The organism is Alicyclobacillus dauci (assembly GCF_026651605.1).
In the GTDB taxonomy this organism is placed as follows: Bacteria; Bacillota; Bacilli; order Alicyclobacillales; family Alicyclobacillaceae; genus Alicyclobacillus; species Alicyclobacillus dauci.
This window is the reverse complement of the sequence record NZ_CP104064.1, coordinates 2,610,726-2,633,610: the sequence shown is the minus strand read 5'-3', so window position 1 is coordinate 2,633,610 and position 22,885 is coordinate 2,610,726. Positions and strand designations below refer to the sequence as shown.

The following is a 22,885-nucleotide window of genomic DNA, read 5'->3' as shown; positions in this document are numbered from 1 at the left end:
AGATTGTGAGTGAAAGCCTGTGTCGCATTCTATTCAATCAATCATAAAAGAACGTATTCTCATTCTGGACGGCGCCATGGGCACGATGATACAACAAGCGGATCTCACGGCTGATGATTTCGGGGGACCCGAACTTGAGGGGTGTAATGAATACCTCAATGTCACCAGACCAGACCTCATTCGCAGTATTCACTCGGCTTACCTCGCGGCTGGAGCCGATATTGTAGAAACCAACTCTTTCGGGAGCACACCGCTCGTGTTGGCGGAGTATGAGCTCGGTGACCAGGCGTATGAAATTAGCCGATTGTCAGCCCTGCTTGCCAGGGAGACGGCGGACGCGCACAGTACGGCTGATCGGCCCCGTTTTGTGGCCGGATCGATGGGACCTACGACCAAGAGCCTCTCCGTAACAGGAGGGGCAACGTTCGACGAGTTGGTGGAAAGCTATGCGGTTCAAGCTGAAGGATTGATGGTTGGCGGGGCGGATTTTCTCATGATTGAGACATCTCAAGATATGCTCAATGTCAAAGCCGCCGGGTTGGCAGTTAAGCGGGTGTCTGAAAAACTGTCCCGTCAAATTCCCGTCATGGTGAGTGGCACCATCGAAACCATGGGTACCACCTTGGCTGGCCAGTCTATCGAGGCGTTCTACCTGTCTGTGGAGCATTTACATCCGTTTGCAGTCGGTATCAATTGCGCAACAGGCCCTGAACTCATGCGCGATCACGTTCGAGCGCTCTCCTCATTGTCTGAATGTGCAGTAAGCTGCCATCCGAACGCCGGATTGCCGGACGAAGAGGGTTGCTATTTGGAGACACCGTACGCGTTTGCGAAGAAGATGTCTGATTTCGCGCGTGAAGGATGGTTGAACATCGCCGGTGGCTGTTGTGGCACCACGCCGGAACATATTCGTGAACTGGCGAAACAACTAGAAGGCCTAGCCCCAAGAGCGCTTGCGGAGGCGCACCCGCACGCGGTTGCGGGAATGGATGGACTCGTCCTGGATGACGATATTCGACCAATCATCGTGGGCGAGCGGACGAACGTCATTGGCTCTCGAAAGTTTCGTCGCCTCATTGCTGACGGCGACTTTGACGCTGCGGCTGAAGTTGCACGGTCGCAAGTCCGCTCTGGGGCTCAAGTCATCGACATTTGCCTCGCTGATCCCGATCGGGATGAACTTGCTGACATGCGGAGTCTACTGCCGCTAGCGGTCCGTAAAGTCAAAGTGCCCATCATGATCGACTCAACCGATGCAGCTGTCGTTGAATCGTCTCTCAAGCACATCCAGGGGAAATCCATCATTAACTCGACGAACTTGGAGGATGGGGAGCCGAGGCTTGCGTCGTACGCGCAATTGGCCAAGGCGTACGGGGCGGCACTTGTCGTAGGTACAATCGATGAATCCGGCATGGCTGTCACGCGGGAGCGGAAAGTGGAGATTGCTCAGCGGATCGTATCACTGCTGGTGGAGAAGTACGGAATGCGCAAAAGTGACATCATCATCGATCCGCTCACGTTCCCAGTAGGTACGGGCGATGAGAAGTATATCGGATCCGCCTTGGAAACGGTTGAGGCCATCCGCATTCTCCGTGAACGTCTGCCGGAATGTCCGACAATTCTCGGTGTAAGCAATGTGTCGTTCGGCTTACCGCCAGCAGGTCGCGAGGTGTTAAATGCTGTTTTCCTCTATCACTGTACGAAGGCGGGACTGACTTACGCCATCGTCAACAGTGAACGGCTGGAGCGGTATGCGTCTATCCCAGAAGAGGAACGTGTCTTGTCCGATAGACTCCTGTTTGAAACGACGGACGATCTCGTCGCTGAATTCACAGCCCGTTACCGCGAGAAGAAAGTGACGTCAACGGTCGCTGTACAGGATCTCCCGCTTGCGGATCGTTTGGCCCGTTATGTCGTTGAAGGAACAAAGGATGGACTGTTTGCGGACCTCGATGAGGCTCTGATGTCGTCTCCACCCCTCGATATCATCAACGGACCGCTGATGGATGGCATGACGGAAGTTGGACGTCTGTTTAACCGGAACGAACTAATTGTGGCAGAGGTCCTGCAAAGTGCTGAGGTGATGAAAGCGGCGGTCGCTTATCTCGAGCCGCACATGGAAAAGTCCGGGACTCACTCGAAAGGTCGACTTATTTTGGCGACTGTGAAGGGTGATGTGCATGACATCGGCAAGAACTTGGTTGAGATTATCTTGGCCAACAATGGCTTTGACGTCGTGAATCTCGGGATCAAAGTCGCACCTGAGCAACTGATCCAAGCGGTGCGGGAGCATCGGCCTGACATGATCGGTCTGTCGGGACTCCTCGTCAAGTCCGCTCAGCAGATGGTCGTCACTGCGGATGACTTTCGCCATGCCGGGATCGACTTGCCGCTTCTGGTCGGAGGAGCTGCCCTGACGAAAAAATTTACGCTCACGAAGATCGCGAATCAGTATGACGGTCCAGTGATCTACGCGAAGGACGCAATGGAAGGCCTGGATTTTGCCAATCAGTTGATGAACGAAACTCAGCGTGGTGAGCTGTTGGCACAGAACGAGGCGGACAGGCAGAAATTTCTCGACGGAGCATCAGCCGTGCCGACTCCAACAACAACGACAACACGCGCGCGGTCGGATATAAGCCGTGATGCACCAGTGTTTGTTCCACCAGATTTGGAACGACACATATTGAGAGACTATCCGCTTCGCATGATTCGGCCCTATCTGAACTTGCAAATGCTCCTGGGGAAACATCTCGGACTCAGTGGAAACGTAGAGAAGCGGATAGCGGAAGGCGATAGGCAGGCGCTGGACCTCCTCGACATGGTGGACGCGCTCATTTATGAGGCGGAAGCAAAAAACTGGATCAAAGCCAACGCGGTCTATCAGTTTTTTCCTGTTGAAGCGGATGGTAACGACGTCGTTGTGTACACGGCGGACGGGAATTCCGTGCGAGCGAGAATTCCGTTCCCTCGCCAGGCGAAGCCGCCGCATTTGTGTGTAGCGGACTTCGTTCGCCCTGTCGGCAACGGCACCAAGGATTATATGGCCATGATGACGCTGACGACGGGAAGCGCAATTCGAGAAGAGGCGGAGCGGCTCAAGACAGCTGGGGAGTACCTGCGATCGCACGCCCTGCAGTCCATTGCACTGGAACTCGCAGAGGCGTTCGCGGAGCGAATGCACCAGATGTTGCGCGACATGTGGGGATTTCCCGATCCGGTCCATATGACCATGCGAGAACGTTTTATTGCGCGGTATCAAGGGATTCGTGTTTCCTTCGGCTATCCAGCCTGTCCGGACTTAGAGCAGCAGGCGACATTGTTCGATTTACTGCATCCGGAGGATATCGGCGTCCAGTTGACGGATGGATTCATGATGGATCCGGAAGCGTCCGTTTCCGCGCTGGCATTCAGCCATCCGGAAGCGAAGTACTTTAACGTTGAATGACTCACTTTCACGGCTTGTCCCTACCTGAGGAAGAGGAGGAGAGATTCGACATGAGCACAGAAGCTGGGCACCGCTCGCCACAAGGAATTCGTGTTGGAAGTCGGACGTATGTCGTCGGTGATGGTGCAATGGCCACCTACCTGCATCAATGTGGCGTACCAATTCGGGTCTGTGCGGAGGAATTGAATCTTTCTTCGGCAAAACTAGTAGAAGAAGTCCATCGCTCGTATGTCGAGGCTGGTGCCACCGTCATTCAGACGAATACGTTTGCGGCCAATGGGCGAAGTTTGGCCCGGCACGGACTGCGCGAGCAAGTGAGCGCTGTGAATCGTGCGGCCGTCGAGATCGCCTTCCGGGCGGCCGGTGAAAGAGCTTCGGTCTACGGCACCATTGGCCCGATCCAAGGTGCGGGACGCTACGGGGGCGCACTGTTTGACGAGGAGCGGGAGGCACTTGCAGCGGAATATCGCGAGCAAGCGGAAGTTTTGCTCGACGCCGGTGTCCAAGGCATCGTCTTGGAGACCTTCCCGGATCTAGAAGAACTGATGCTCGCACTTCGCATCGTCCGATCGCTGACCACATTGCCAATCGTTGCGAACTTATCACCTGAAGAAGTTGGCGTCACGCGGGATGGGGTTCCTCTACAGGAGTCGTTTCAGTCTTTGCGCGAGGCAGGTGCTGACGTAACCGGCCTCAACTGTCGTCTTGGCCCGTACGGAATCCTTGTCGCTTACCGTTGGCACATTTGCGGCAGTGCCGAACGGGGGGATTTTGCAACGAAGTGAAAACGACGCATTGTCGTACACCGGTGACGAGCAAAATTTCGCTGACGTCATGCTTGAGATCGCCAAGCTTGGTGTCACATGGTTAGGTGGCTGTTGCGGTACCACTCCGGCGCATATCCGTGTACTTGTCGAGAGACTGCAGGAACTGGGTGCGGTGGGGGAACTTGCGGACTTCAATTCGCCGGTGAGAAAGCGCGAGTCAGACGCGAATCGAACGCCAGCCCGGGTTGTGGAAGAGACCCCTTATGAAGTGATCCGTCCCATGGGTGAGTCGCTAGTCGACAAGTTGAAGACGCAAGCCACGGTCATCGTGGAGCTCGATCCGCCTAAAACGCTCGAATGCGAACGGTTTATTCAAGGGGCTCGCGAGCTGCGAGCGGCCGGTGCCGACATGATCACGATGGCAGACAATTCGCTGGGTACGGTGCGTGTGAGTAACATGGCGCTGGCGAGCATGCTCAAGCAGTTCGGCATTGAGCCGCTGGTGCATGTGACATGCCGGGATCGAAATTTGATAGGGCAGCAGTCGCACCTTATGGGGTTGCATGTATTAGGCATCCGCAATATTCTGCTTATCACAGGAGATCCATCTCGTTACGGAGACCTTCCTGGTGCAAGTTCCGTATATGACGTCTCGTCAATCGACTTAACCAAGATGGTGAGACGGCTGAACGAGGGCGTCGGCTTCTCGGGTAAGCAACTCAAAAAGCCGGCTCAGTTTGTCATTGGCACGGCGTTCAATCCGCACGTTCGCAACTTTCCCAAGGCGGTGGAACGGTTGCGACGCAAAGTTGAAGCTGGTGCCGACTACGTCATGACGCAGCCAGTTTACGACGAGCGAACCATGGAGCAAATTGCCCTTGCCACACGCGACTTGGGTGTTCCAGTGATGATTGGCATCATGCCGCTCACGAGTCTCCGCAACGCTGAGTTTCTCCATCACCAGGTTCCGGGTATCACCATTCCGGAAGACGTTCTTCTGGCCATGCGAGAAGCGACACCGGACCAGGCGGGGGAAGCGGGCTACCAGCTGGCCGAACGGCTCTGTGACGCAGCGCTGTCGTATTTTCGCGGTATCTATCTTGTAACGCCGTTTCTCAAGTACGATCTCACCGTTCGCCTCACACAGCACATTCGAATGGGTAGCTTGGTCACGCCGTAGCGTAGAGTGGGGTACTGGCGCAGAATGAACTCATCGGATAAGCCGTTTGCCGGTTTCCAATTCGTATCAGTCATTTCCTATGAAACATTGCTGTTCGCACGACTTTAACCTAAATTGAACATATGGTGACCTAGTAGCCGGTTGCTGCTGGGTCTTTGTTTATTCGGACAGGTTGAGTACAGTGTCGAATACAGTAATGAACAAAGGCGTGATTCGTTTGAACCGATTGTTTACCCTGATTTCATCGGGGGTGTTATCCCTTCTACTCGCTTCGGGTTGTGCAACGGTTACCAATGGTACAGATACGACGACAAATGGGACAAGTGCGGCAAAACCGAAGCTGGCTTTTCAAAATCGCACGCGTGAACTCGTGGTAACGCCAGATACAAAGGTCGATCCATCACCAGCTACCGACGTTGATTATACGCATGTCTCTGTACTCACCGCAGCGGGGAAGAGAGTCGTGTTGGATGCTCGACAAACACCTATTCTCTTTGTCGCCTATTGGTGTCCGCACTGTCAACGTACGTTGGAGTTGCTCTCTTCACATAAGAGTGAGTTGAGCCGTTTGCCTGTTATCGTGAACGTAGGGTTTCCTAAGAACACGGAGCTGCAAGAGGCAGTTCAGGTTGAAGCGGAGGAAACGAAACAACTCAATTTGCACGGATTTCAGATGTATTACGCTTTGGATCCTGCCGCAGGCGATAAGTATGCGCCACAAGGCTATCCAACATTGGCATATGAAAACGTACGAGGAATACAAACGCTGTTCGGAGAGCATACGCTTTCGGTCTGGACAAGTGTCCTTGGCCTTTAGCCCTGCAAGCTAGGGTGTATTTTTAGCTGTGGTATATTTTAGATGATACACGGGTCTTTGCACCGATTTAATCCATAGTGAGTGGAGGGAGTATCTCTGGTTACCGTTATACTCATTCTATTGATTGTCGTGTTTGCAATACTGGTTTTGGTCCCGGTTGGTGGACTGCTGTATCTTTACTTTTTGTCTAGACGGCCTCAACACTCCATCATTCGGGCCCACCCCTATCTCGGGTGGATGCGATATTTGCTTGAGAAGATGGGGCCGGAGTTTCGCCAGTACTGGTTTGACGGCGATACGCAGGGCAAACCGTTTTCTCGGGCGGATTTTCTAGCGGTTGTCTTTGCATCAAAATATCGTACGGACTTAATTTCATTTGGTGCGAAGCGGGACTACGAGAAACCGGGTCTCTACCTGTCAAACGATTTGTTTCCGAAACTGGTCGACGAATTACAGGTTGATCATTCCTCGGCTGAGGAAGGCCGTAAGTATCGAATTGTCCATGAGGGTCTGTTCACACGGCGTGAACATCAAGAGAGGGATCAGCCTAACAAGTGGATGTACCCTGACAGGGACGCCATTGTCGTTGGAGCGGATCGGAATCATCCTTGGGTTGTCAAAGGCATGTTCGGAGCTTCGGCGACTTCCTACGGGGCTGTGGGCGAGCACTATATTCAGTCGACGGGCAATGGTGCGCGTATGGCCGGCGGATCGTGGATCAATACCGGTGAAGGTGGAGTCGCACCTGACCACTTGGCTACTGGTGTGGATGTGGTAGCACAAATTGGCCCGGGGCTATTTGGGTATCGGGACGACGAAGGAAATTTTTCCGACGAGGCATTTACGGCGTTGGCCCAACACGAAAACATCAAGGCATTTGAACTGAAGTTCCACCAAGGTGCGAAGATCCGCGGCGGACACCTCGAGGGCTCGAAAGTAAACCATAAAATCTCACAGATTCGACGCGTTCCCATTGGGAAAACAGTTAACTCTCCAAATCGGTTTCCATTTTTGAAAAATTCAGCGGATGCATTACGTTTCGTTGAGCATCTGCAAGCCCTGGGTGGAAAACCCGTCGGAGTTAAAATTGTCATTGGCGACGGCACGAAGCTGGATGACTGGTTTTCCACCATAAAGAAAATGGATATCTATCCCGACTTCATCACGGTCGATGGCAGTGAAGGAGGATCGGGTGCAACGTTCAAAGCGATGGCAGACGGTATGGGCCTACCGCTGTTCTCCGCGCTCGTCCTGCTCGATGACGCTTGTCGCCGATACGGTGTACGAGATCGAATTCGCATTTTCGCTTCTGGTAAGCTCGTCACATCAGACAAAGTGGCGATAGCACTGGCCCTTGGGGCAGATTGTGTAAACTCCGCACGAGGGTTCATGATGGCAAATGGCTGCATTATGGCCATGCAATGTCATACAGGCAAGTGTCCGACGGGTATCACAACAACCGATCCGAGGTACCAAGCAGCTTTGGCGCCCGAAGAAAAACAGTGGCGCGTGATGAACTACGTTCTCCAGATGCGCGAAGGCGTATTCGCCCTCGCAGCAGCTTGTGGACTAGAGAGTCCACGTCAATTGACACGGGAACATGTCGTATTTAAAAACGAATACGGGCGAACGGTCCGAATGTCCGAGTTGTTTCCGTATCCAGACACTCAGGAGACCGTACTTGAAAGTGAAACGAAAGGTAATCTCGCATGAAACAAAGGCCAAGGCTGACGCGAACATCTTTTTCGTGTCAGCCCGTTTTTGAGGAATCAACTCGGAACGACGAGAATGTGCCTGCCCGGACCAGCATCCACCCCGAACACAGTGCACTACAAACCATGACGAGACCGCCGACAGCACCAAGAGTCCGCGGATGGACGTGTGTCAAAGCCAATCCGGCAAGCAACATGGAAATACCAAGGATAAAGTCGGACGTTGTTCCAAATAGGGCGAAAATACGCCCTTGAACCCGTTTGTTCACCGTCTGCATTAAAATTGTTGTGATCATGGCGTTGCTGATTCCGGCCCCGAGTGTTGCGATGAACAGGAACACTGCGCCGATCCAGATATTCGGAGACTGTGAAAGAGCAAAGTGACAGGATCCTTCCATGAGTAGACCAACAAGAATCGTCGGACCTCCGAATTTTGTGAATTTTTGTGTGAGCATGCCCCCGACAATAAATCCGACACCCAGGCTTCCATACAGTAACCCTACCCCCTGGTTCTCGGCATGAAAGACTTGAAAGGCATAAACACTGAGTAAAACGTTGATGATACCACCGCCAACGGGCCAGATCACCTGCATGAGAAAAATTGCCCGCACGGTACGAGAGGATATCAATAGGCCCATTAACTTTTGGCTCGTTCCTGCCCGCTCATGTGTGCGTTCACGTACGGATTCACCCATCGACTTGGGGTGTATGGATAGGCATAGTGCCGCCGAGCACAAAAACGAAAGTGAATTGATGATGAAAGCGACGTTGACACCCCAGATAGCCGTTATAGCCCCACCGGCCAGTGATCCCACAGCCAGTACAGCACCAAAAGTTGACTTTTGAGGTGCATTGGCCAACGACAGATTTGACGCGCGAACAACTTGTGGGACAATGGCAAATCGGGCCGGATTAAACAGGGATGTAAACACGACCAAAGCAAATGTCGCTGTATATGCAATCCAAATTTGATGTTCACTGTGTACGAACAAAAAGGATAATGCGACTATCGCTCTTGCAATGTCAGTTACAACTAAGATCGCTTTTCGATTCACCTTGTCCGCTAGTACGCCGGCAATTGGCCCTATGAAAAGGGATGGAATTGTCCGCAAGGAGAGCAGGATTGCAATGGACAACCCACTGTGTGTAAACAGCAGGAGTAGACTCATGACGGCAACGGAATTGAACCAGTCGCCGACGCCGCTAACCAACCCACCCATGGTCAGCCGCAAATAATCTGGTTCCTGGCGGAATAGTTCAAAAAATCCTCTCATTGGCTATCCCATTCGATCCGCCAGTAAATCCCATCTTTCCGGTCCATCAAGCGGTTGCCGACGAGTTCTCGGCGCAGCGTTGCGAAGTCCGGGTGATGGCGCCCGATGATTTCGTTCACTTCCGATTCTTGATACTGGCGTCCGTACTCAAACTTGTCAGCCAACCACTTGAGAATCACCGTGCGTTTCTTTCGACTGGCGGGTATTTCTTTCAATTCCTGCCCGTTCAGGAAATCGCGCAGTACTTTTCGGTCCCATTCATCACCGTTCACGTCTGATACCATGTGTGATAGTTTCTCTGGTGTAAGGAGTTCCCGATTCATGCGAAGCAACGTTTCCGGGCGGAACTCATAAATGTGCGTGTTTCCTTCCGCATACATGGACACCAACCCAACCTCCCGTAATTTGTTGAGATGATGCGATACTGTCGGTGGCTTCAAATTCAAATAAGCAGCTAGCTCCTCGACGCTTGACTTGCGGGTCGCCAGCATACCGAGAATGCGCAGTCGACTTTCATCTGCCAAAACTTTTAAGTGTTGGACAAGCTGTTGAATGTCTTGTTCCGTCATCGTGCAACCCCATTCCAAGATCAAATTTTATGATTAACAAATTAGATCATCATCGAATTAGTGTCAATACGTGTATTTGAGACAGGTGCACCATTTTTGGAGAAAGTGGTCCTCTGTCCCATTGCCGCCATGATAGAATAAAGACATCTGGTAGATTCGTACGTAGTGAACACTGGAAATTGGTGTTGATAGTTTGAAGGGAGTTTTCTTGTGGACAATCTCTTGATCCAAGATGCCCAAGGTGTTCGAATATTGACATTAAATCGACCGGATCGGTTAAATGCGTTTGACGATGGCCTGAGCAGTAATCTCATTCAAGCCCTCAATGATGCTTCCCGCGATGACGACGTTCGGGTCGTCATCATCACTGGTCGGGGTAGAGGTTTTTCTAGCGGCTTGGATTTATCTACTTTTACCAACGGTGATCTTTCGCCTACTAGTAGGTTTGGTCGACTCGATGAGCTTGAATGGGTGGGGCGGTTAATTGAAAGCGTCGTTCATAATGACAAACCCATCATTGCTGCCATTAACGGGGTTGCTGCCGGTGCAGGGCTGTCCTTGGCCCTCGCGTGTGATTTCCGATTTATGAGCGAAGAGGCCAAGCTAACGACGGGCTATATTCGTCGTGCCCTCAGCCCGGATGCAGGAATGACGTACTTTCTGCCACGACTTGTCGGGCACACGAAAGCGATGGAACTCATTCTCACCGGTCGTGACGTGGATGCAGCCGAGGCTGATAGATTAGGCCTGTTAAACCAGGTAGTCGAAGGGTCACAACTGCTTGAGACCGTGCAGGCATTTGCCCGTGAGCTCGCATCTGGTCCGCCCATTGCCATGACGTTGTCCAAGCGACTGGTTTATTCAAGTTATGACACGCCACTTGTCCCTCAGTTAAAGAACGAACTAGCGTTCATCAGACAGTGTTTCGGTACTGACGATGTTCGTGAGGGGATTCAGGCGATGATGGAGAAGCGAAAACCCAACTTTCAGGGTAGATGACAACCTGCAATGCCTATTGAAGGACGATAGAGCCGCTGACAGCGCAATGAAAGCGGTATCCATCAACGTGGATTAAGTGGTGGGGTGGCTTGAGATGAATGCGTTCTGCCACTGATGATAAGTCGCGCCGGCGAGGCACAGATGTATTTGGTCGTCGGTGTGATCGATATGGATAATCTCAAAAACATCAACGATGTACACGGGCATCCCGCCGGTGATCAGGCCCTGCGAGATGTTGCCAGTGTACTGACGAATTCCGTGCAGCCGGACTGGTTGGCCGCGAGAATCGGCGGCGACGAGTTTATCGTTGTCTTCCCTTCGGATGTGACTGACCCGGGTGGTACCTTGTCCCTCATTCAGACAGCGGTTGTCGAACAGTGTCCAGGCAATTCAGTGAGTGTAGGTGGGGTAGTATGGGGCATTGACGGGGAAACATTTGACGATTGCTACAGGACTGCGGACGTTCGACTATACGATGATAAACGGGCTCGTAAAGTCAACCAATCCGGACAATGACGACGATGTCACTTCTGAATCATGAGATGTTTTCTACTTATTAACTCAACTTTCGCAGCCCGAAAAACGAGTTAAAGCCATGAACAATGGTGCTTTACACCGATTCGAAAAGGATGTTTGACAACATAAAAACACCACTCCGTTTGGTAAAGTGAATTTGCGACAAAACACTACCATTCGGAAGAGGTGCTTTCCCTAATGATAGGGCATCAAGTGGAGAACAATCAATTGCCAATTGAAATTCAACCTGTTTTTCGGGAACTGAAGGTTTTCAAATACTTGCGTAAGGCTGGAATCACCAAGAAGTTCGGATTTACATGTGCCTATCTGTTTCAAATCGTCTTTGTCCTGATTTTCCATCATCGAAACTGGTTTCAGCTTCTGGAAAGTTCCAAGGGAGAGTCGTTTCCCGGGAAGGATGCTGTGTACCGTTTTTTGAATCACAGCGGTTTTGCATGGCGTCGGTTCTTGTTATTTCTCAGTGTAGAAGTTGTGAACAAGACAACTTCTCTGACGTCCTGTGAGCGGGTCAGCGTATTTGTTCTGGATGATTCGATGTACGAACGAAACCGAAGCAAATCCGTGGAATTACTGGCTCGATTCAAGGATCACGCCCGAAACTGTTACTACAAAGGGTTTCGCATGCTGACACTGGGTTGGTCGGACGGACATACGTTTATTCCTGTGGACTTTTCCCTGCTTAGTTCACTGAAATCGCAAGTGAATGGCATGATTGGCTCGATTGACAAACGAACACACGGGTACAAGCGGCGAATGGAAGCACTTCGTCCCACACCGGAATTGATTCCTGCCATGATTGAACGTGCCCTGGCTGCAGGAATGGGCGCCTCGTATGTCTTAATGGACAGTTGGTTTACGCATGCACCACTCATTCAATCCATTCTTGACCGGGGACTCGATGTCATCGGCATGGTCAAGGCTGACAACAAACGATATGTGGTCGGAGGACGCCGTTTGTCCTTAAAGGAATTGTATTACGCTGCGACGCCTGTGCAGGGGATGAAGAAAACCATCTTACGTTCCATTCATACTCAATTAGCCCCGGGAATACCCGTTGTCATGGTGTTCGTTCGTCACCGAAGTAACAAGAAGGAATGGTTGGCCGTCCTATGCACCGACTGTTCCCTAACAGAAGAGGAAATCATCCAGATTTACGGCATCCGTTGGGACATAGAGGTATTCTTCAAATGCACCAAGTCGTTGTTACGCCTGCAGAAGGAATTTCAAGGTCGCTCGTACGACATGCTGATTAGTCACACGACGATTGTATTCTCACGGTATATCTTGCTGGCTTGGCAGCACCGCCAAAGTACTGATGAGCGTACGTTGGGTGGTCTGTTTTTGGCTCTCTGTGACGAGGTGAACGAATTAGATTGGGCAGTTGCATTGAGCCAACTCGTCGAATTGATTAACGACGTATCCAAGAAAACCAGCAAGAGACTTACAAAACTGATTCAGAGTCAACTCCAGCAGTGGATTAACGATTTACCTAGTTATATCAGGGCCTACTTGTCCGATCCGCTCTGCGAAAGTTGAGTTATTAATATTTTTAATATTTGTCAGAAAAGTATAGATGATACTCTGCATAACTGATAGGATGGATACATAGGGATATTTTGGTTGGACTAAAAAGTAAATGTCTCTAAAACCATTCGGGAGTGTGATCATTTGTGATGAAGTTACGACGTGTGGGGGTCGGGGCCGTTGGCGCGATGTTGGTTCTTGGCGCTGGCTACTCGACTGCCCTCGCGGCAACTGATACTCCGTCAAACGCGACGACGTCTGCGACAAGTCCGGGGTCAAGTCCCCAGCAGCCAAAGGTGTCGCAAACCGATGCGATGAACATCGTTACTAAGTTATTTCCAAGTCTATCGAAAGAGATCCAAAACCCAATGGTGACCTTGCAGTCTGATCCATCTCAATCTACCCGGATGGTCTACGAGGTGAACTGGAATCAAATGGCATTCCGTCAGCAGGCAGGACCGAATCTCAGTTCCAATTTCGCACATGCCACGGTGGATGCGACCACGGGCGACGTGCTGCAATTTAATAATAATAACGGTCAAGGCTGGGACGCTTCCAAACCTGTCACGCTCAGTGCTGCGACGAAAATGGCGAACGACTGGTTGAACAAGCTCGCGCCAAGCAAGGCGGCAAAATTAACATTACAACCCACTTCTGGTGCAATGAACAGCGGATACTCATTTCTCTTTGTAGAAGAGGTCGATGGCATTCCTGCCCCTTTTAATCAGGCCGAGGTCGATCTCGATAGCTCCGGCAATCTGGTGAACTATAACCTGAGTTGGCATGATGTTAGCTTCCCAAGCAAGCCCTCTTCGGTACTTGATAAGACCACGGCCCAGCAAAAGTTCATCGATAACCTGCAGTTACAACTGCAGTACCAACGATCATTCAACATGCACGGTTCAAGTCCCATTCAGTTGGTCTACCTTCCTGTCTCGGCATCAAAGTCAGTGTACGGTCTTGGCGCACCCATGATCGATGCGACCACAGGGCAGTCAGTGGGCGTTGATGGAAAACCGACCAACGACAGCCAATCGGCTGCTACGCCTCAGCCGATCGTCCCAGGCGGTCCTGCAACGTTCCCCACACCGAAAACGGAGTCTATGACACAGTCTGATGCGGAAAATGAGGTGCGTAGCCTCCTTGGACTCACTGGCGATGCCTGGACGCCGTCTGGTTCTGGACAAGGCACAAGTTATTTTGGCGGTCCGTTTTCGGGTCACCAGACGTGGAATGTCAGTTTGACAAATCAAAACAATGACAATGTGTCGGTAACGGTTGATGCCACTGATGGGGTAATTCTCAGTTATAACTATAATAGCCAGCCGAGTTCCGCGAGTAGCGGCGCTTCATCTTCGCTGTCGGACGCACAAGCGCAAACTGTTGCTGACGACTTCGTGAAGAAACTGTTTCCAACTATGACGGGTGCGATTGCGCGAGATCCAAACAGCATGATCTTCGGTCAACCGGATACGGCTTACGAGCAGTATGTGTTTCTTGTAAATGGCATTCCCTTCCGGGGATTACAAGTCAGTGTCAACGAAGTAACTGGCCAAGTGGAAAACTTTAATCTAGATGACGATGTCAGTTCGCAATTCCCGGACCCATCGAAAGCCATTTCTGCTCAAGCGGCGAAATCAGCGTACATCAAGCGCGATCCCGTCGTTCTCCAGTACGACCTACCTGAAACGCTGCCCACCTCAAAAACCGGGCCGTTTCAGATTTCCTATGGTTCGACTGCACAGCTTGTTTACGCAGGCGCACCAATGCCGTATGGTCCGGGTACATTAAACGCCTTGACGGGGAATTGGATCACGCAGCAGCCGTTTGGGGATTTAAATCCGTCCGTGCCCCTTCCGAAGGGTACGACTCAAGCCGACCAAGCTTTGGCACTCCTAAAGGAACACAGTATCATTGTGCCCGGGGACAAGTCGCTCTCTGCAAAAGATCCGATTAGCCGAGAGCAGTTCATTCAATGGCTCAGTCGGGCTTACAACATGAACATTGGCAGTACGCCGTCACCACAATTTCCAGACGTTAAGGCGACTGACCCGTACGCGTCCGACTTGTCCGAGGCCATCCTGCAAGGGTGGTTGAAAAACAACGGAAACGTCAATCCGTCTGCATCTTTGACACGTCTCCAAGCGGCCCAGTGGATCGTTCAGTGGATGGGTTGGAGCGGACCAACGTCGAACGCTACATTCTTCAAGTATCCGTATTCCGATTCGAGTGCCATTCCTTCATCCGAACGCGGAGCGGCAACCATCGTGAGCGACGAGGGAATCATTCCACTTGTCAGCGGCAAGTTTGAGCCGAACAGCAATTTGTCGGCAGGTGATGCAGCGATCGCGCTCGTCAAGGCTATCAAAACACTGATAGCCGCCGGCAACTAATTCGCCCCATAACTCGCGACACCGCTTGTTTAACATGAAAGCAGGGACTTCCCACATGGAGAGGTCCCTGCTTTGTTTCCTGCCACGCATGAGGGAGATTTGCAGCTATTGTAAAGGATTGGCTGATTGACTGGCGGTTAGTAAGATTGCGCTATCTGAGCTTGCTCGGCGGCTTCCCAAACAGGAAGGACCGTAAAGCCGTCCATCTCCGCATCGTGCCAATATTCATCGTCTGTCCGGAGGCCGATGAGAACATGGATACCGTGATCGCGCAAAAACGCAGCCCGTTGTCTCGAAGAGGCATCTCGGTATCCGAGAATGGCGATCGTTTTCCCGCGATAACATCGGATAATGATTTCCCTAAGTTCTTTGTCTGTCATGAGACAGTCCTTCTTTCATCAGAGACCTCTTGAGATCAATATCATCCCTGTCACGCAAAATTATATGGCAATTTAGTAAAGTAACTCAAATAAATAACTGTAATTGCACCCATAGAGAAAACCAATACCGAAAGAAGTATTAATTTTCTCTATGGGTACGATTAAAACAAACAATTTGAAACCGCTTAACTCTTCCGCGAGAATGAACAGCAACAACTCGACATGATGGGAGAGAGGAATATGCTATCTTACCAAGACAATAAAACGTTGACCCAAACGGGGGCTGGAACACCGATGGGTGAAGTTCTCCGCCGTTACTGGATACCAGCTCTAATGACTGAGGAACTCCCGTATCCCGATTGCCCACAAGTCCGGGTGAAGTTGCTGGGCGAAGAGCTCATCGCATTTAGAGACACAAGTGGAAGAGTTGGATTGGTCGATGAATACTGTCCGCACCGCAGAGTTTCACTTTTTTACGGCCGCAATGAAGAGTGCGGGATCCGGTGCGCCTACCATGGGTGGAAATTTGATGTAGAGGGAAACTGCGTAGATCTCCCATCTGAACCCGCCGAAAGCAATTTCAAAAACAAAATTCGAATCAAGTCTTACCCTTGCGAAGAACGCGGTGGAATCATTTGGACTTACATGGGCGATCCGGCGTATAAGCCAGAACTCCCAGAGCAGGAATGGATGATGGTCCCAGACAGTCAACGTTACATCTCAAAAAAAATCGAAGAGTGCAATTACTTTCAGGGCCTAGAGGGCGGGATTGACTCGAGCCACGTTTCTATTTTGCATTCGGGATCGGTGGGCAATCTAGGGGTTTCGAAGCAAAGCAGCAGTACAACTCTACTCGCTAAAGACACAGCACCGCGATTTGAAGTGATGGAGACAGATTATGGGTTGCTTATCGGTGCGCGTCGGGACGCAGACGAGGACAATTACTACTGGCGAATCACGCAGTTTATCATGCCGTGGTATACGATGATCCCACCATTTGGGGGCGCACCTCGTGGAGGTCACGCTTGGGTCCCCATTGATGACGAAAATTGTTGGGTATGGAGTTGGAGTTGGACACCAGGACGGGATTTGACAGAAGAGGAAGTTGAGCAGATGAAATCTGGTGTGGGGATCCATGCCAAATTGATTCCTGGGACATTCCGTACAGTGGCGAATAAGGAGAATGACTTCCTAATCGATCGCGATATGCAAAAGCGCAGAGAGTCCTTTGCCGGTATTTTTGGTGTGGGAATGGAAGACCATGCGGTACAAGTTAGTGCTGGGCCAATCGCGGATCGTTCACTTGAGCGACTTGGGACGAGTGATACGGCGATTATCAAAGCGCGTCGTTGCCTGTTGGATGCGGTTCGCTCGCACGAAAAAGGTGAAATATTGCCGGCACTGGATGCCGAAAGCCATCGTGTTCGGGCTGCATCTGTCTTACTACCGAAAGGTCTGCCATTTCACGAGGGCGCACAAGACGCGCTAAAACTAACAGAGAAGGATTTTGAGGCAGTCTGACATAGAACGATTATGGTGTCCGAGAGCAACCTGGTAGGGTACTGATCATCGCACTTCAAAAATGTTTGTTGGAGATGAACTATTGTGAGTGAAAAGTCGCAATCTGCGGTGGCAATCGGTGTGTTGGAAACGGAGATTCGCGAGCTTGAGCTTCCGAGGATAGCGCCGGATGCGGGGATTTTGAGAGTTGAAATTGTCGGGGTCTGTGGAACGGACGTATCTCATTATCGGAATTTCAGTGCACCGATGATTTTGGGTCATCATGTCGTTGGTTATGTTGACCGCATTGGTGAAGTCGCGTCACAGCGTTGGGGTATCAAAGAGGGTGATCGGATTGCAATGGAAGAGTACATTCCTTGCGGACAGTGTGATTTGTGCAGAACGGGTTACTACCGACTGTGTTCGGAAACAGATCCGCGGACGGGCATTCGGTACGGTGCGACACCGATTGACGTTTCACCGAGTCTATTTGGCGGTTTTAGTCAGTATATGTATCTGCACCCGAACGCAGTTGTACACAAGATTCCTAACCATGTGCCCGCTGTAGAGGCTGCTCTTATCCTGCCCGTGTCGAACGGGTTTGAGTGGATGAGCACGGTGGCTGGTGTTGGACCTGGCCAGGTTGTCGTCATTCAAGGCCCTGGACAACAAGGCTTAGCATGTGCGCTGGCTGCTAAAGCAGCGGGTGCCGAAACCGTGATCGTCACTGGTCGAACCAGCAGTATTCGGCGATTGGAATTGGCTGGTAGGCTCGGAGCTGATTATACCGTCAATGTGAGTTCAGAAGATTTAGTTGAGAGAGTGGCGGAGATAACGGGAGGAAGGATGGCCGATGTCGTACTGGATGTCACCAGCGGAGGCACCGAACCGGTTGTCAGTTCGCTACAGGTAGCGAAAAAACGCGGAGTCGTGCTCCTGGGAGCCCTCAAGAAGAAACTCTTTCAAGACCTCGATCTCGACGTCATATATGAAAAGAGCCTTACGGTAAAGGGTGTACGTGGGCACAGTTACCATTCCGTCAAGATGGCAATCGACTTTGTAGCCTCTGGTAAGTTTCCCCTCCGTGTTATGAACTCGCATGATTATGGCTTATGTGATACAGATTTAGCTCTTCGCACCGCAGGTGGGCAAGGTGAACCAAATCCGTTACTAGTTACTGTGTCACCATGGAAGTAAGATGCTATTAAATGCATCGATCTCAAATGGCTGTACGCCAGAGAACTCAACTTGATGGTAGCGTGGTGACATGTATTTGGAATTAAAGAATATTGAAGCGTTTCTTATGGTGGTTCAAAAGGGGAGTTTTTCTGCCGCAGCAGACGCCCTGTTTATCAGTCAGCCTACAATCAGTGTTCGTATTCAACAACTTGAACAGCAACTGCAAAGCACGCTGTTTCAGAGAGAGAATGGCAGGAAAATTGTCCTCACGGATGCCGGGAAAAAGGTTCATCCGTACTTTGAACAGGCGTTTCAGTTCATCCAGCAAGGGCTGGATGTGTTGAAGGAAACGTCTGTTGCTCCAGAAAGGATCCAGATATCCTGTCCCAACCATATGGGCGTGGAGATCATGCCAGAGGTTCTGAAGGTTCTCTACGATCAGTTTCCAACCTGTGAATTCAAATTGAGAATCAGTGCCAACGAGCAATTAATGGAGGAAATTCAGCAAGGAACAGTCGACTTGGGATTTACCTACTTGCGTCCAACAGAACCGGTTGAAAATGTGTCTTTCATTCGTGTTGCGAATGAACAAAACATCCTGGTCTGTGCACCGGATCATCCATTGGCTAACATGCGCGAGGTGGATTTTTCGGATTTGGAAAGCGAACGAATCATTGTGTATAACCGCGAGTCCTTTACGACAAAATTGATTGCTCATCATTTGGAAAAACATCATCTAAAAGAGTATCGCCAGGTGGAAATCAATAATGTTGGCTGGTTGAAGATGATGGTGCGCAAGGGGCTTGGCGTTGCGTTCCTTCAGAAAATTATCGTTCAGGAAGAATTGGAGACCGGAAAACTTGTACAAGTTGACCTTGGCAAGACACTCCCTCCTACGCCAATTTACTTAATGGCCCGCCCTAACGTAAACGATCGCATCAAAGAAACGATTATCCAGACTTCCGAGCGAGTCTTTTCCGGTAAGCAGAGCCGACGAAACCAGTTGTTGAAGTTGTATGCGAGCATCGCTATCTGGAGTTTTACGGCATTCGATTCAAAGGCCGTACTGCTCATTTTGTCACAAGCAAATCCATTCTTAGCTTCTTTGATGAAATTCTCCATGTGACCGCGCTGACAGTAAAAGCGAATGACGTTTTTGGGCTGCAGCGTCATATTGGTCACGATAAATGTGAATTGAAACAAGAGTTCTCCTGCTGGACGCTCCATCTTAACGACCACTCGGCGGGCATGTTCCCAACTGGATGCTTGATACATGAATTCCTTGTAATGAACTTGTCGTTCATGTAACCTTTCAGGGTTTAGCAGTGGATCCGCCATGACCTGCGCAATAGACTGTAGACGGGCGTTTGATTTCAAGCGTATTGCATATTTATGGCTATTAGTCTCTGCCAACTCAAACAGTCCTGGAACGGCAAATCCACTGTCGCCACGAATGACAATGAGCGAGTTCGGTGACCATGTCTCGTACCGTTTCAGAACGGGTCCGACAAACCGGACGACTTGACGGGAAGTGAACACGTTCCCCGCACGGAGCTCGGACCGCAGGCAATCACCTATCAATCCGTCGAAACAAAACAACGGATGAAATCCATGTTGCTGATAGTGGTAATTGAAATTCGCGCCATGCTGTTTTCCGTAAGCAGCAAAGCCGGATGAATCCATATCAAAGACGAATTGATTCTGGGGCTTTATAGCATACACGCGGCGCTGCAGCGTTTCATTCACATGTTCCAGAGATTTTACAGTCTCCATATCCGCCTTATCGTTAAAACGAGACAGCGTGGGTTGTGAGGCCAAGCGTTCTTTTCCCAACTGCGCATTGAGCAACGGCTCAACGGCTAGATCATCTGCGTGGTCGTCAGTATGGTAGCCAGCTATATGCTGATACAGTTTCTGAAGAACCACGTCACTGTTCGGATGATCACGATGTAAGACCGAATCATGAACTACAAGTAGGTCTTCCACAGCCTCGAATAGACCCAATTTGTGATCAAATTCTTTGTATAGGAGTAGTCCAGCATCCGAGGTCAAGTCACCGCCGTCAAAATTCACCTTCATCCGAGGGTTGAAGTTCATGACATTCTCTTGTAGGCTTTTCAATAGAAGAGCACTCCTTTGTTGTGTTTGGCTTCGACACCTTAACACTACCAAAGGTTGGGCTCTTTTCCTATGTGCTCACGTCACCTTTTAAGTGAATCGACAAATCCCTCCTATAGACTTGTGCCGCTTGCGTTTACAGTCCCTTCGCGATCACGCTATGAATATTTCAGGATATAGACTTGCAACCATATCTTTAAATTGAACTAACTGGTGCGAATGCGCAAGATTGAATAAGGGTGCAGAAGATTTTTGACCAGTGGAAACCGAATTGATTGTGGAACCTGCACGAAAATGGGCAAACGTTTTGAATTGTGGTACGGGGTCAATATGATATACTGAATGTTCAGGATCGCAACCTGTACAGTACGACGAATTAGCGTATGATACGGGAGGCGAAATCGAATGTTATATCCCTCAATTGATTCATTGACCGACATGTTCGGTAGTAAATTCTCCATTGTGATCATGGCTGCTATGAGGGCACGCCAGTTACAAGCAGGTGCCAAACGGCTATCGAACGTTGAAACAAGTAGGAATGTAACCATTGCTTTGAATGAAATACACGACAAACAAATTAGCTTCTATCAGACCACAGAGATTCCAAGAAGAACGAAATAAAATTCACCACAGTAAAAATGATGGGCTATAAAAACACTCCAAATCCGGGGTGTTTTTTTGTGGTTTTTCTCATTGAACTGACTGGTGCGAATGTTCAATATCCAGCCGTCCATTTGGGGCGGCTTTTTGATTTGGGGTGAGACATTGGCGGTCGCTTTAGTCGGTTCCTCGTCATGGAATGACAGCGATGGCATGGATGGTTCAACCGGTTACGATAGCACTACTCAGTCTGACGGGACACAAGATGCATCAGTGTTTTTGAGATGACTGGATAGCGACACACTTCACAGCGTATCAGCCGTCCGGTACCCGCGACTCACCCCCCATAAGTCTAGATACTTATGGAATCGTCGAATCCACATCTCTCCCATGGTCCTCGGATATCCCGGTGGGAACGAATGTCGCGATGAGCGTGAGTGTTGACGGTGGGAATACATTCGTCCCGGGATCACACGGAGAATCTATCCCGATCATGTTGGGGGCCGGGAGTGATAAACAAGCTGTCATTCGAACCTTCTTTATCCACCGACAATGGAGAGACCAAGTTCGCCCTTGATACGTATGACGTACGCGGAAGACATCATTACCTTGGTCGACGATTGGACAGGCACGAATGGGAATTATCAAGTCAAGACACAGAACATCCCCTTTAAGGCGGGGAACATGATGACAGGCTCAATATGGCGTGTGACAGCAGTTGGTTCGTAATGCAGCAACCTCCGATGACTGTTGAACAGTTTTACCGGGTCTTCAAACAGAAGGTTAGGGGATGGTTCAGCGAATGGCTTAGAGAGGAGGAAGTGTACAACAGCCAAATGTGGATGGATGGAAAAGTGAATGCCGTGGCTTCGGATGGACTCCATGCGGACGTGTGCACTAACGCGGCATCGACCGTGACGGCATCGGTGCCAATCGCGAATGGGATTACATTAGCCGTTGATGACGAGGTAGTGATTTTCAACCGAGCCAAGAAGCGAGACCTCATCATCATGTACAAGAAAATTGTAGCCGATGGCCCCATGGGGTTATTTTTTAGGCCATCTACGCAATAAAGGTATGCGTTATTTTATATCGAAATTATCCACTTGACGAGGAGGTGTACATCTTATGGAAATTTCAAGTGCTGCGTCGGCCGCACAGCTGATTGCTTTGTCCGCAGTCTCCGCTGCAACAAGCCAACAACAGTCGGATGCTGCTAGCCTTGCATCGGGTCAGTCATCCGATCTCAGCTTCATGGGAATAGGTCAAAATATCGACGTTCAAGCCTAAGTTATCCGTTCCAAACTATGTTAAGGCCAGACTGCGATTGTCACATGCGATCTGGCTGTTGATTTTAGCGCGCCCAGAGGCACGCGCTCCTCTAGTCAGTGAGAGTCTGACCTCGGAAAGTACCAAGACATCTAAGTAGCTAGGATGCCTGCGTACGGCGAAATCTGTGCGTAGAAGCACATCGACGAAAGTACCTGTCAGATCACAGGGCGAGCGATGAGACGCGACGAATCAAGTGACGTATTGGAAAAGCGCAGGAAATGATGCGGAAAATACGCCATGAGTCGATTGAGTCGCAGGCGAAACAAATCAACCAGGTGCTTCAAGGACACTATGCCTACTACAGAGTTGCCGGAAACATGAAGTGGCTCCTCAACATGTACCAAGCTACCCGGTCACTCAAATGATGATTGGACCGAATATTCGCATGGTTCGCGTGATAGTTAAAAATTGGATGACCATAGACCACTTAGAGGGGGTTTTAACGAGATTCCAGACAGAGGATGCATCCAAAGTGCTCGATCACGCCGATAATAAAAAGCTCTCGTAGGGAGAGTAGCCTTCATCAGAACGTATGTTCGATATATGCAGCACTCAA

At 50.4% G+C, this 22,885-nt stretch carries 21 protein-coding genes and 1 pseudogene; 18 read left to right on the top strand and 4 right to left on the bottom strand.

The features are described 5' to 3' along the window. The first annotated feature begins 19 nt into the window (after positions 1-19). The 5 genes from metH (at position 20) to NZD86_RS13360 (ending at position 7,925) form a co-directional block, all read left to right on the top strand. Positions 20-3,448 (top strand): methionine synthase, encoded by a 3,429-nt coding sequence (gene metH, locus NZD86_RS13375; protein ID WP_268042402.1) that lies wholly within the window; start codon positions 20-22, stop codon positions 3,446-3,448. A gap of 50 nt (positions 3,449-3,498) precedes the next feature. Next, complete coding sequence (locus NZD86_RS24495; RefSeq protein ID WP_326492566.1) at positions 3,499-4,233, top strand: homocysteine S-methyltransferase family protein; 735 nt, start codon at positions 3,499-3,501, stop codon at positions 4,231-4,233. Further along, entirely contained in the window at positions 4,154-5,395 is a 1,242-nt protein-coding gene (locus NZD86_RS13370; RefSeq protein WP_326492565.1) for a bifunctional homocysteine S-methyltransferase/methylenetetrahydrofolate reductase, read from the top strand. Before NZD86_RS24495 ends, NZD86_RS13370 begins: the two co-directional genes overlap by 80 nt. Before the next feature lie 172 nt (positions 5,396-5,567). After that, positions 5,568-6,212, top strand: a complete 645-nt coding sequence (locus NZD86_RS13365; RefSeq protein ID WP_268042400.1) for a TlpA family protein disulfide reductase — start codon at positions 5,568-5,570, stop codon at positions 6,210-6,212. Positions 6,213-6,293: 81 nt separating this feature from the next. Beyond that, the gene (locus NZD86_RS13360) at positions 6,294-7,925 is read left to right on the top strand and encodes an FMN-binding glutamate synthase family protein (RefSeq protein ID WP_268042398.1); all 1,632 of its coding nucleotides are present in this window, start codon (positions 6,294-6,296) and stop codon (positions 7,923-7,925) included. A gap of 37 nt (positions 7,926-7,962) precedes the next feature. Here NZD86_RS13360 and NZD86_RS13355 read toward each other — a convergent pair whose 3' ends face one another. Both NZD86_RS13355 and NZD86_RS13350 read right to left on the bottom strand, forming a co-directional pair. Then, complete coding sequence (locus NZD86_RS13355; RefSeq protein WP_268042396.1) at positions 7,963-9,198, bottom strand: MFS transporter; 1,236 nt, start codon at positions 9,196-9,198, stop codon at positions 7,963-7,965. Beyond that, positions 9,195-9,767, bottom strand: coding sequence for a DUF2087 domain-containing protein (locus NZD86_RS13350; RefSeq protein WP_268042394.1), 573 nt, complete (start codon positions 9,765-9,767; stop codon positions 9,195-9,197). Before NZD86_RS13350 ends, NZD86_RS13355 begins: the two co-directional genes overlap by 4 nt. 210 nt (positions 9,768-9,977) lie before the next feature. Here NZD86_RS13350 and NZD86_RS13345 point away from each other — a divergent pair, with 210 nt between their 5' ends. The 4 genes from NZD86_RS13345 to NZD86_RS13330 all read left to right on the top strand — a co-directional run bounded on the left by NZD86_RS13345 (position 9,978) and on the right by NZD86_RS13330 (position 15,220). Next, complete coding sequence (locus NZD86_RS13345) at positions 9,978-10,766, top strand: enoyl-CoA hydratase/isomerase family protein (protein WP_268042392.1); 789 nt, start codon at positions 9,978-9,980, stop codon at positions 10,764-10,766. Positions 10,767-10,880: 114 nt separating this feature from the next. Then, complete coding sequence (locus NZD86_RS13340) at positions 10,881-11,282, top strand: GGDEF domain-containing protein (RefSeq protein ID WP_268042390.1); 402 nt, start codon at positions 10,881-10,883, stop codon at positions 11,280-11,282. 198 nt (positions 11,283-11,480) lie between these two features. Further along, complete coding sequence (locus NZD86_RS13335) at positions 11,481-12,839, top strand: IS4 family transposase (protein WP_268042388.1); 1,359 nt, start codon at positions 11,481-11,483, stop codon at positions 12,837-12,839. 137 nt (positions 12,840-12,976) lie between these two features. Continuing rightward, entirely contained in the window at positions 12,977-15,220 is a 2,244-nt protein-coding gene (locus tag NZD86_RS13330; protein ID WP_268042386.1) for a YcdB/YcdC domain-containing protein, read from the top strand. Between the two features lie 137 nt (positions 15,221-15,357). On the opposite strand, the gene NZD86_RS13325 is transcribed toward NZD86_RS13330, so the two are convergent. Then, complete coding sequence (locus tag NZD86_RS13325) at positions 15,358-15,600, bottom strand: Rossmann-fold NAD(P)-binding domain-containing protein (RefSeq protein ID WP_268042384.1); 243 nt, start codon at positions 15,598-15,600, stop codon at positions 15,358-15,360. A 240-nt stretch (positions 15,601-15,840) separates the two neighbouring features. On the opposite strand from NZD86_RS13325, the gene NZD86_RS13320 reads away from it, so the two are divergent. From NZD86_RS13320 to NZD86_RS13310, 3 genes and pseudogenes are all read left to right on the top strand, one after another. Continuing rightward, positions 15,841-17,121, top strand: a complete 1,281-nt coding sequence (locus NZD86_RS13320) for a Rieske 2Fe-2S domain-containing protein (RefSeq protein WP_268042382.1) — start codon at positions 15,841-15,843, stop codon at positions 17,119-17,121. 84 nt (positions 17,122-17,205) lie between these two features. Next, a complete protein-coding gene (locus tag NZD86_RS13315; RefSeq protein ID WP_268042380.1) occupies positions 17,206-18,297 on the top strand; it encodes a zinc-dependent alcohol dehydrogenase in 1,092 nt (363 codons plus the stop codon). 70 nt (positions 18,298-18,367) lie between these two features. Beyond that, positions 18,368-19,144 (top strand): annotated as a pseudogene (locus NZD86_RS13310) (LysR family transcriptional regulator); the annotation flags it as partial. A 38-nt stretch (positions 19,145-19,182) separates the two neighbouring features. On the opposite strand, the gene NZD86_RS13305 reads toward NZD86_RS13310, so the two are convergent. Further along, the gene (locus NZD86_RS13305; RefSeq protein ID WP_268042378.1) at positions 19,183-20,376 is read right to left on the bottom strand and encodes an IS1380 family transposase; all 1,194 of its coding nucleotides are present in this window, start codon (positions 20,374-20,376) and stop codon (positions 19,183-19,185) included. A gap of 426 nt (positions 20,377-20,802) precedes the next feature. On the opposite strand from NZD86_RS13305, the gene rpoZ reads away from it, so the two are divergent. From rpoZ to NZD86_RS13275, 6 genes are all read left to right on the top strand, one after another. Next, on the top strand, positions 20,803-21,018 hold the full coding sequence (rpoZ, locus tag NZD86_RS13300) for a DNA-directed RNA polymerase subunit omega (protein ID WP_268042376.1): 216 nt from the start codon (positions 20,803-20,805) through the stop codon (positions 21,016-21,018). 84 nt (positions 21,019-21,102) lie between these two features. Continuing rightward, the gene (locus NZD86_RS13295; protein WP_268042374.1) at positions 21,103-21,285 is read left to right on the top strand and encodes a hypothetical protein; all 183 of its coding nucleotides are present in this window, start codon (positions 21,103-21,105) and stop codon (positions 21,283-21,285) included. Positions 21,286-21,549: 264 nt separating this feature from the next. Further along, positions 21,550-21,726 (top strand): hypothetical protein, encoded by a 177-nt coding sequence (locus NZD86_RS13290; protein ID WP_268042372.1) that lies wholly within the window; start codon positions 21,550-21,552, stop codon positions 21,724-21,726. Next, positions 21,726-22,070 (top strand): hypothetical protein, encoded by a 345-nt coding sequence (locus NZD86_RS13285; RefSeq protein WP_268042370.1) that lies wholly within the window; start codon positions 21,726-21,728, stop codon positions 22,068-22,070. The genes NZD86_RS13290 and NZD86_RS13285 overlap by 1 nt, the downstream gene beginning before the upstream one ends. A gap of 55 nt (positions 22,071-22,125) precedes the next feature. Then, complete coding sequence (locus tag NZD86_RS13280) at positions 22,126-22,287, top strand: hypothetical protein (RefSeq protein ID WP_268042368.1); 162 nt, start codon at positions 22,126-22,128, stop codon at positions 22,285-22,287. 263 nt (positions 22,288-22,550) lie between these two features. Beyond that, positions 22,551-22,694: a hypothetical protein gene (locus tag NZD86_RS13275; RefSeq protein ID WP_268042367.1), complete on the top strand. Its 144-nt coding sequence runs from the start codon at positions 22,551-22,553 to the stop codon at positions 22,692-22,694. Positions 22,695-22,885 lie beyond the last annotated feature (191 nt).

Bases quoted from the DNA above. Each gene is read 5' to 3' on its own strand.
- NZD86_RS24495 (WP_326492566.1), top strand. From the start codon at position 3,499: ATGAGCACAGAAGCTGGGCACCGCTCGCCACAAGGAATTCGTGTTGGA.
- NZD86_RS13355 (WP_268042396.1), bottom strand. From the start codon at position 9,198: ATGAGAGGATTTTTTGAACTATTCCGCCAGGAACCAGATTATTTGCGG.
- NZD86_RS13350 (WP_268042394.1), bottom strand. From the start codon at position 9,767: ATGACGGAACAAGACATTCAACAGCTTGTCCAACACTTAAAAGTTTTG.
- NZD86_RS13340 (WP_268042390.1), top strand. From the start codon at position 10,881: ATGATAAGTCGCGCCGGCGAGGCACAGATGTATTTGGTCGTCGGTGTG.
- NZD86_RS13335 (WP_268042388.1), top strand. From the start codon at position 11,481: ATGATAGGGCATCAAGTGGAGAACAATCAATTGCCAATTGAAATTCAA.
- NZD86_RS13330 (WP_268042386.1), top strand. From the start codon at position 12,977: ATGAAGTTACGACGTGTGGGGGTCGGGGCCGTTGGCGCGATGTTGGTT.
- NZD86_RS13325 (WP_268042384.1), bottom strand. From the start codon at position 15,600: ATGACAGACAAAGAACTTAGGGAAATCATTATCCGATGTTATCGCGGG.
- NZD86_RS13320 (WP_268042382.1), top strand. From the start codon at position 15,841: ATGCTATCTTACCAAGACAATAAAACGTTGACCCAAACGGGGGCTGGA.
- NZD86_RS13305 (WP_268042378.1), bottom strand. From the start codon at position 20,376: ATGAACTTCAACCCTCGGATGAAGGTGAATTTTGACGGCGGTGACTTG.
- rpoZ (WP_268042376.1), top strand. From the start codon at position 20,803: ATGTTATATCCCTCAATTGATTCATTGACCGACATGTTCGGTAGTAAA.
- NZD86_RS13290 (WP_268042372.1), top strand. From the start codon at position 21,550: ATGGAGAGACCAAGTTCGCCCTTGATACGTATGACGTACGCGGAAGAC.
- NZD86_RS13285 (WP_268042370.1), top strand. From the start codon at position 21,726: ATGCAGCAACCTCCGATGACTGTTGAACAGTTTTACCGGGTCTTCAAA.
- NZD86_RS13280 (WP_268042368.1), top strand. From the start codon at position 22,126: ATGGAAATTTCAAGTGCTGCGTCGGCCGCACAGCTGATTGCTTTGTCC.
- NZD86_RS13275 (WP_268042367.1), top strand. From the start codon at position 22,551: ATGCGGAAAATACGCCATGAGTCGATTGAGTCGCAGGCGAAACAAATC.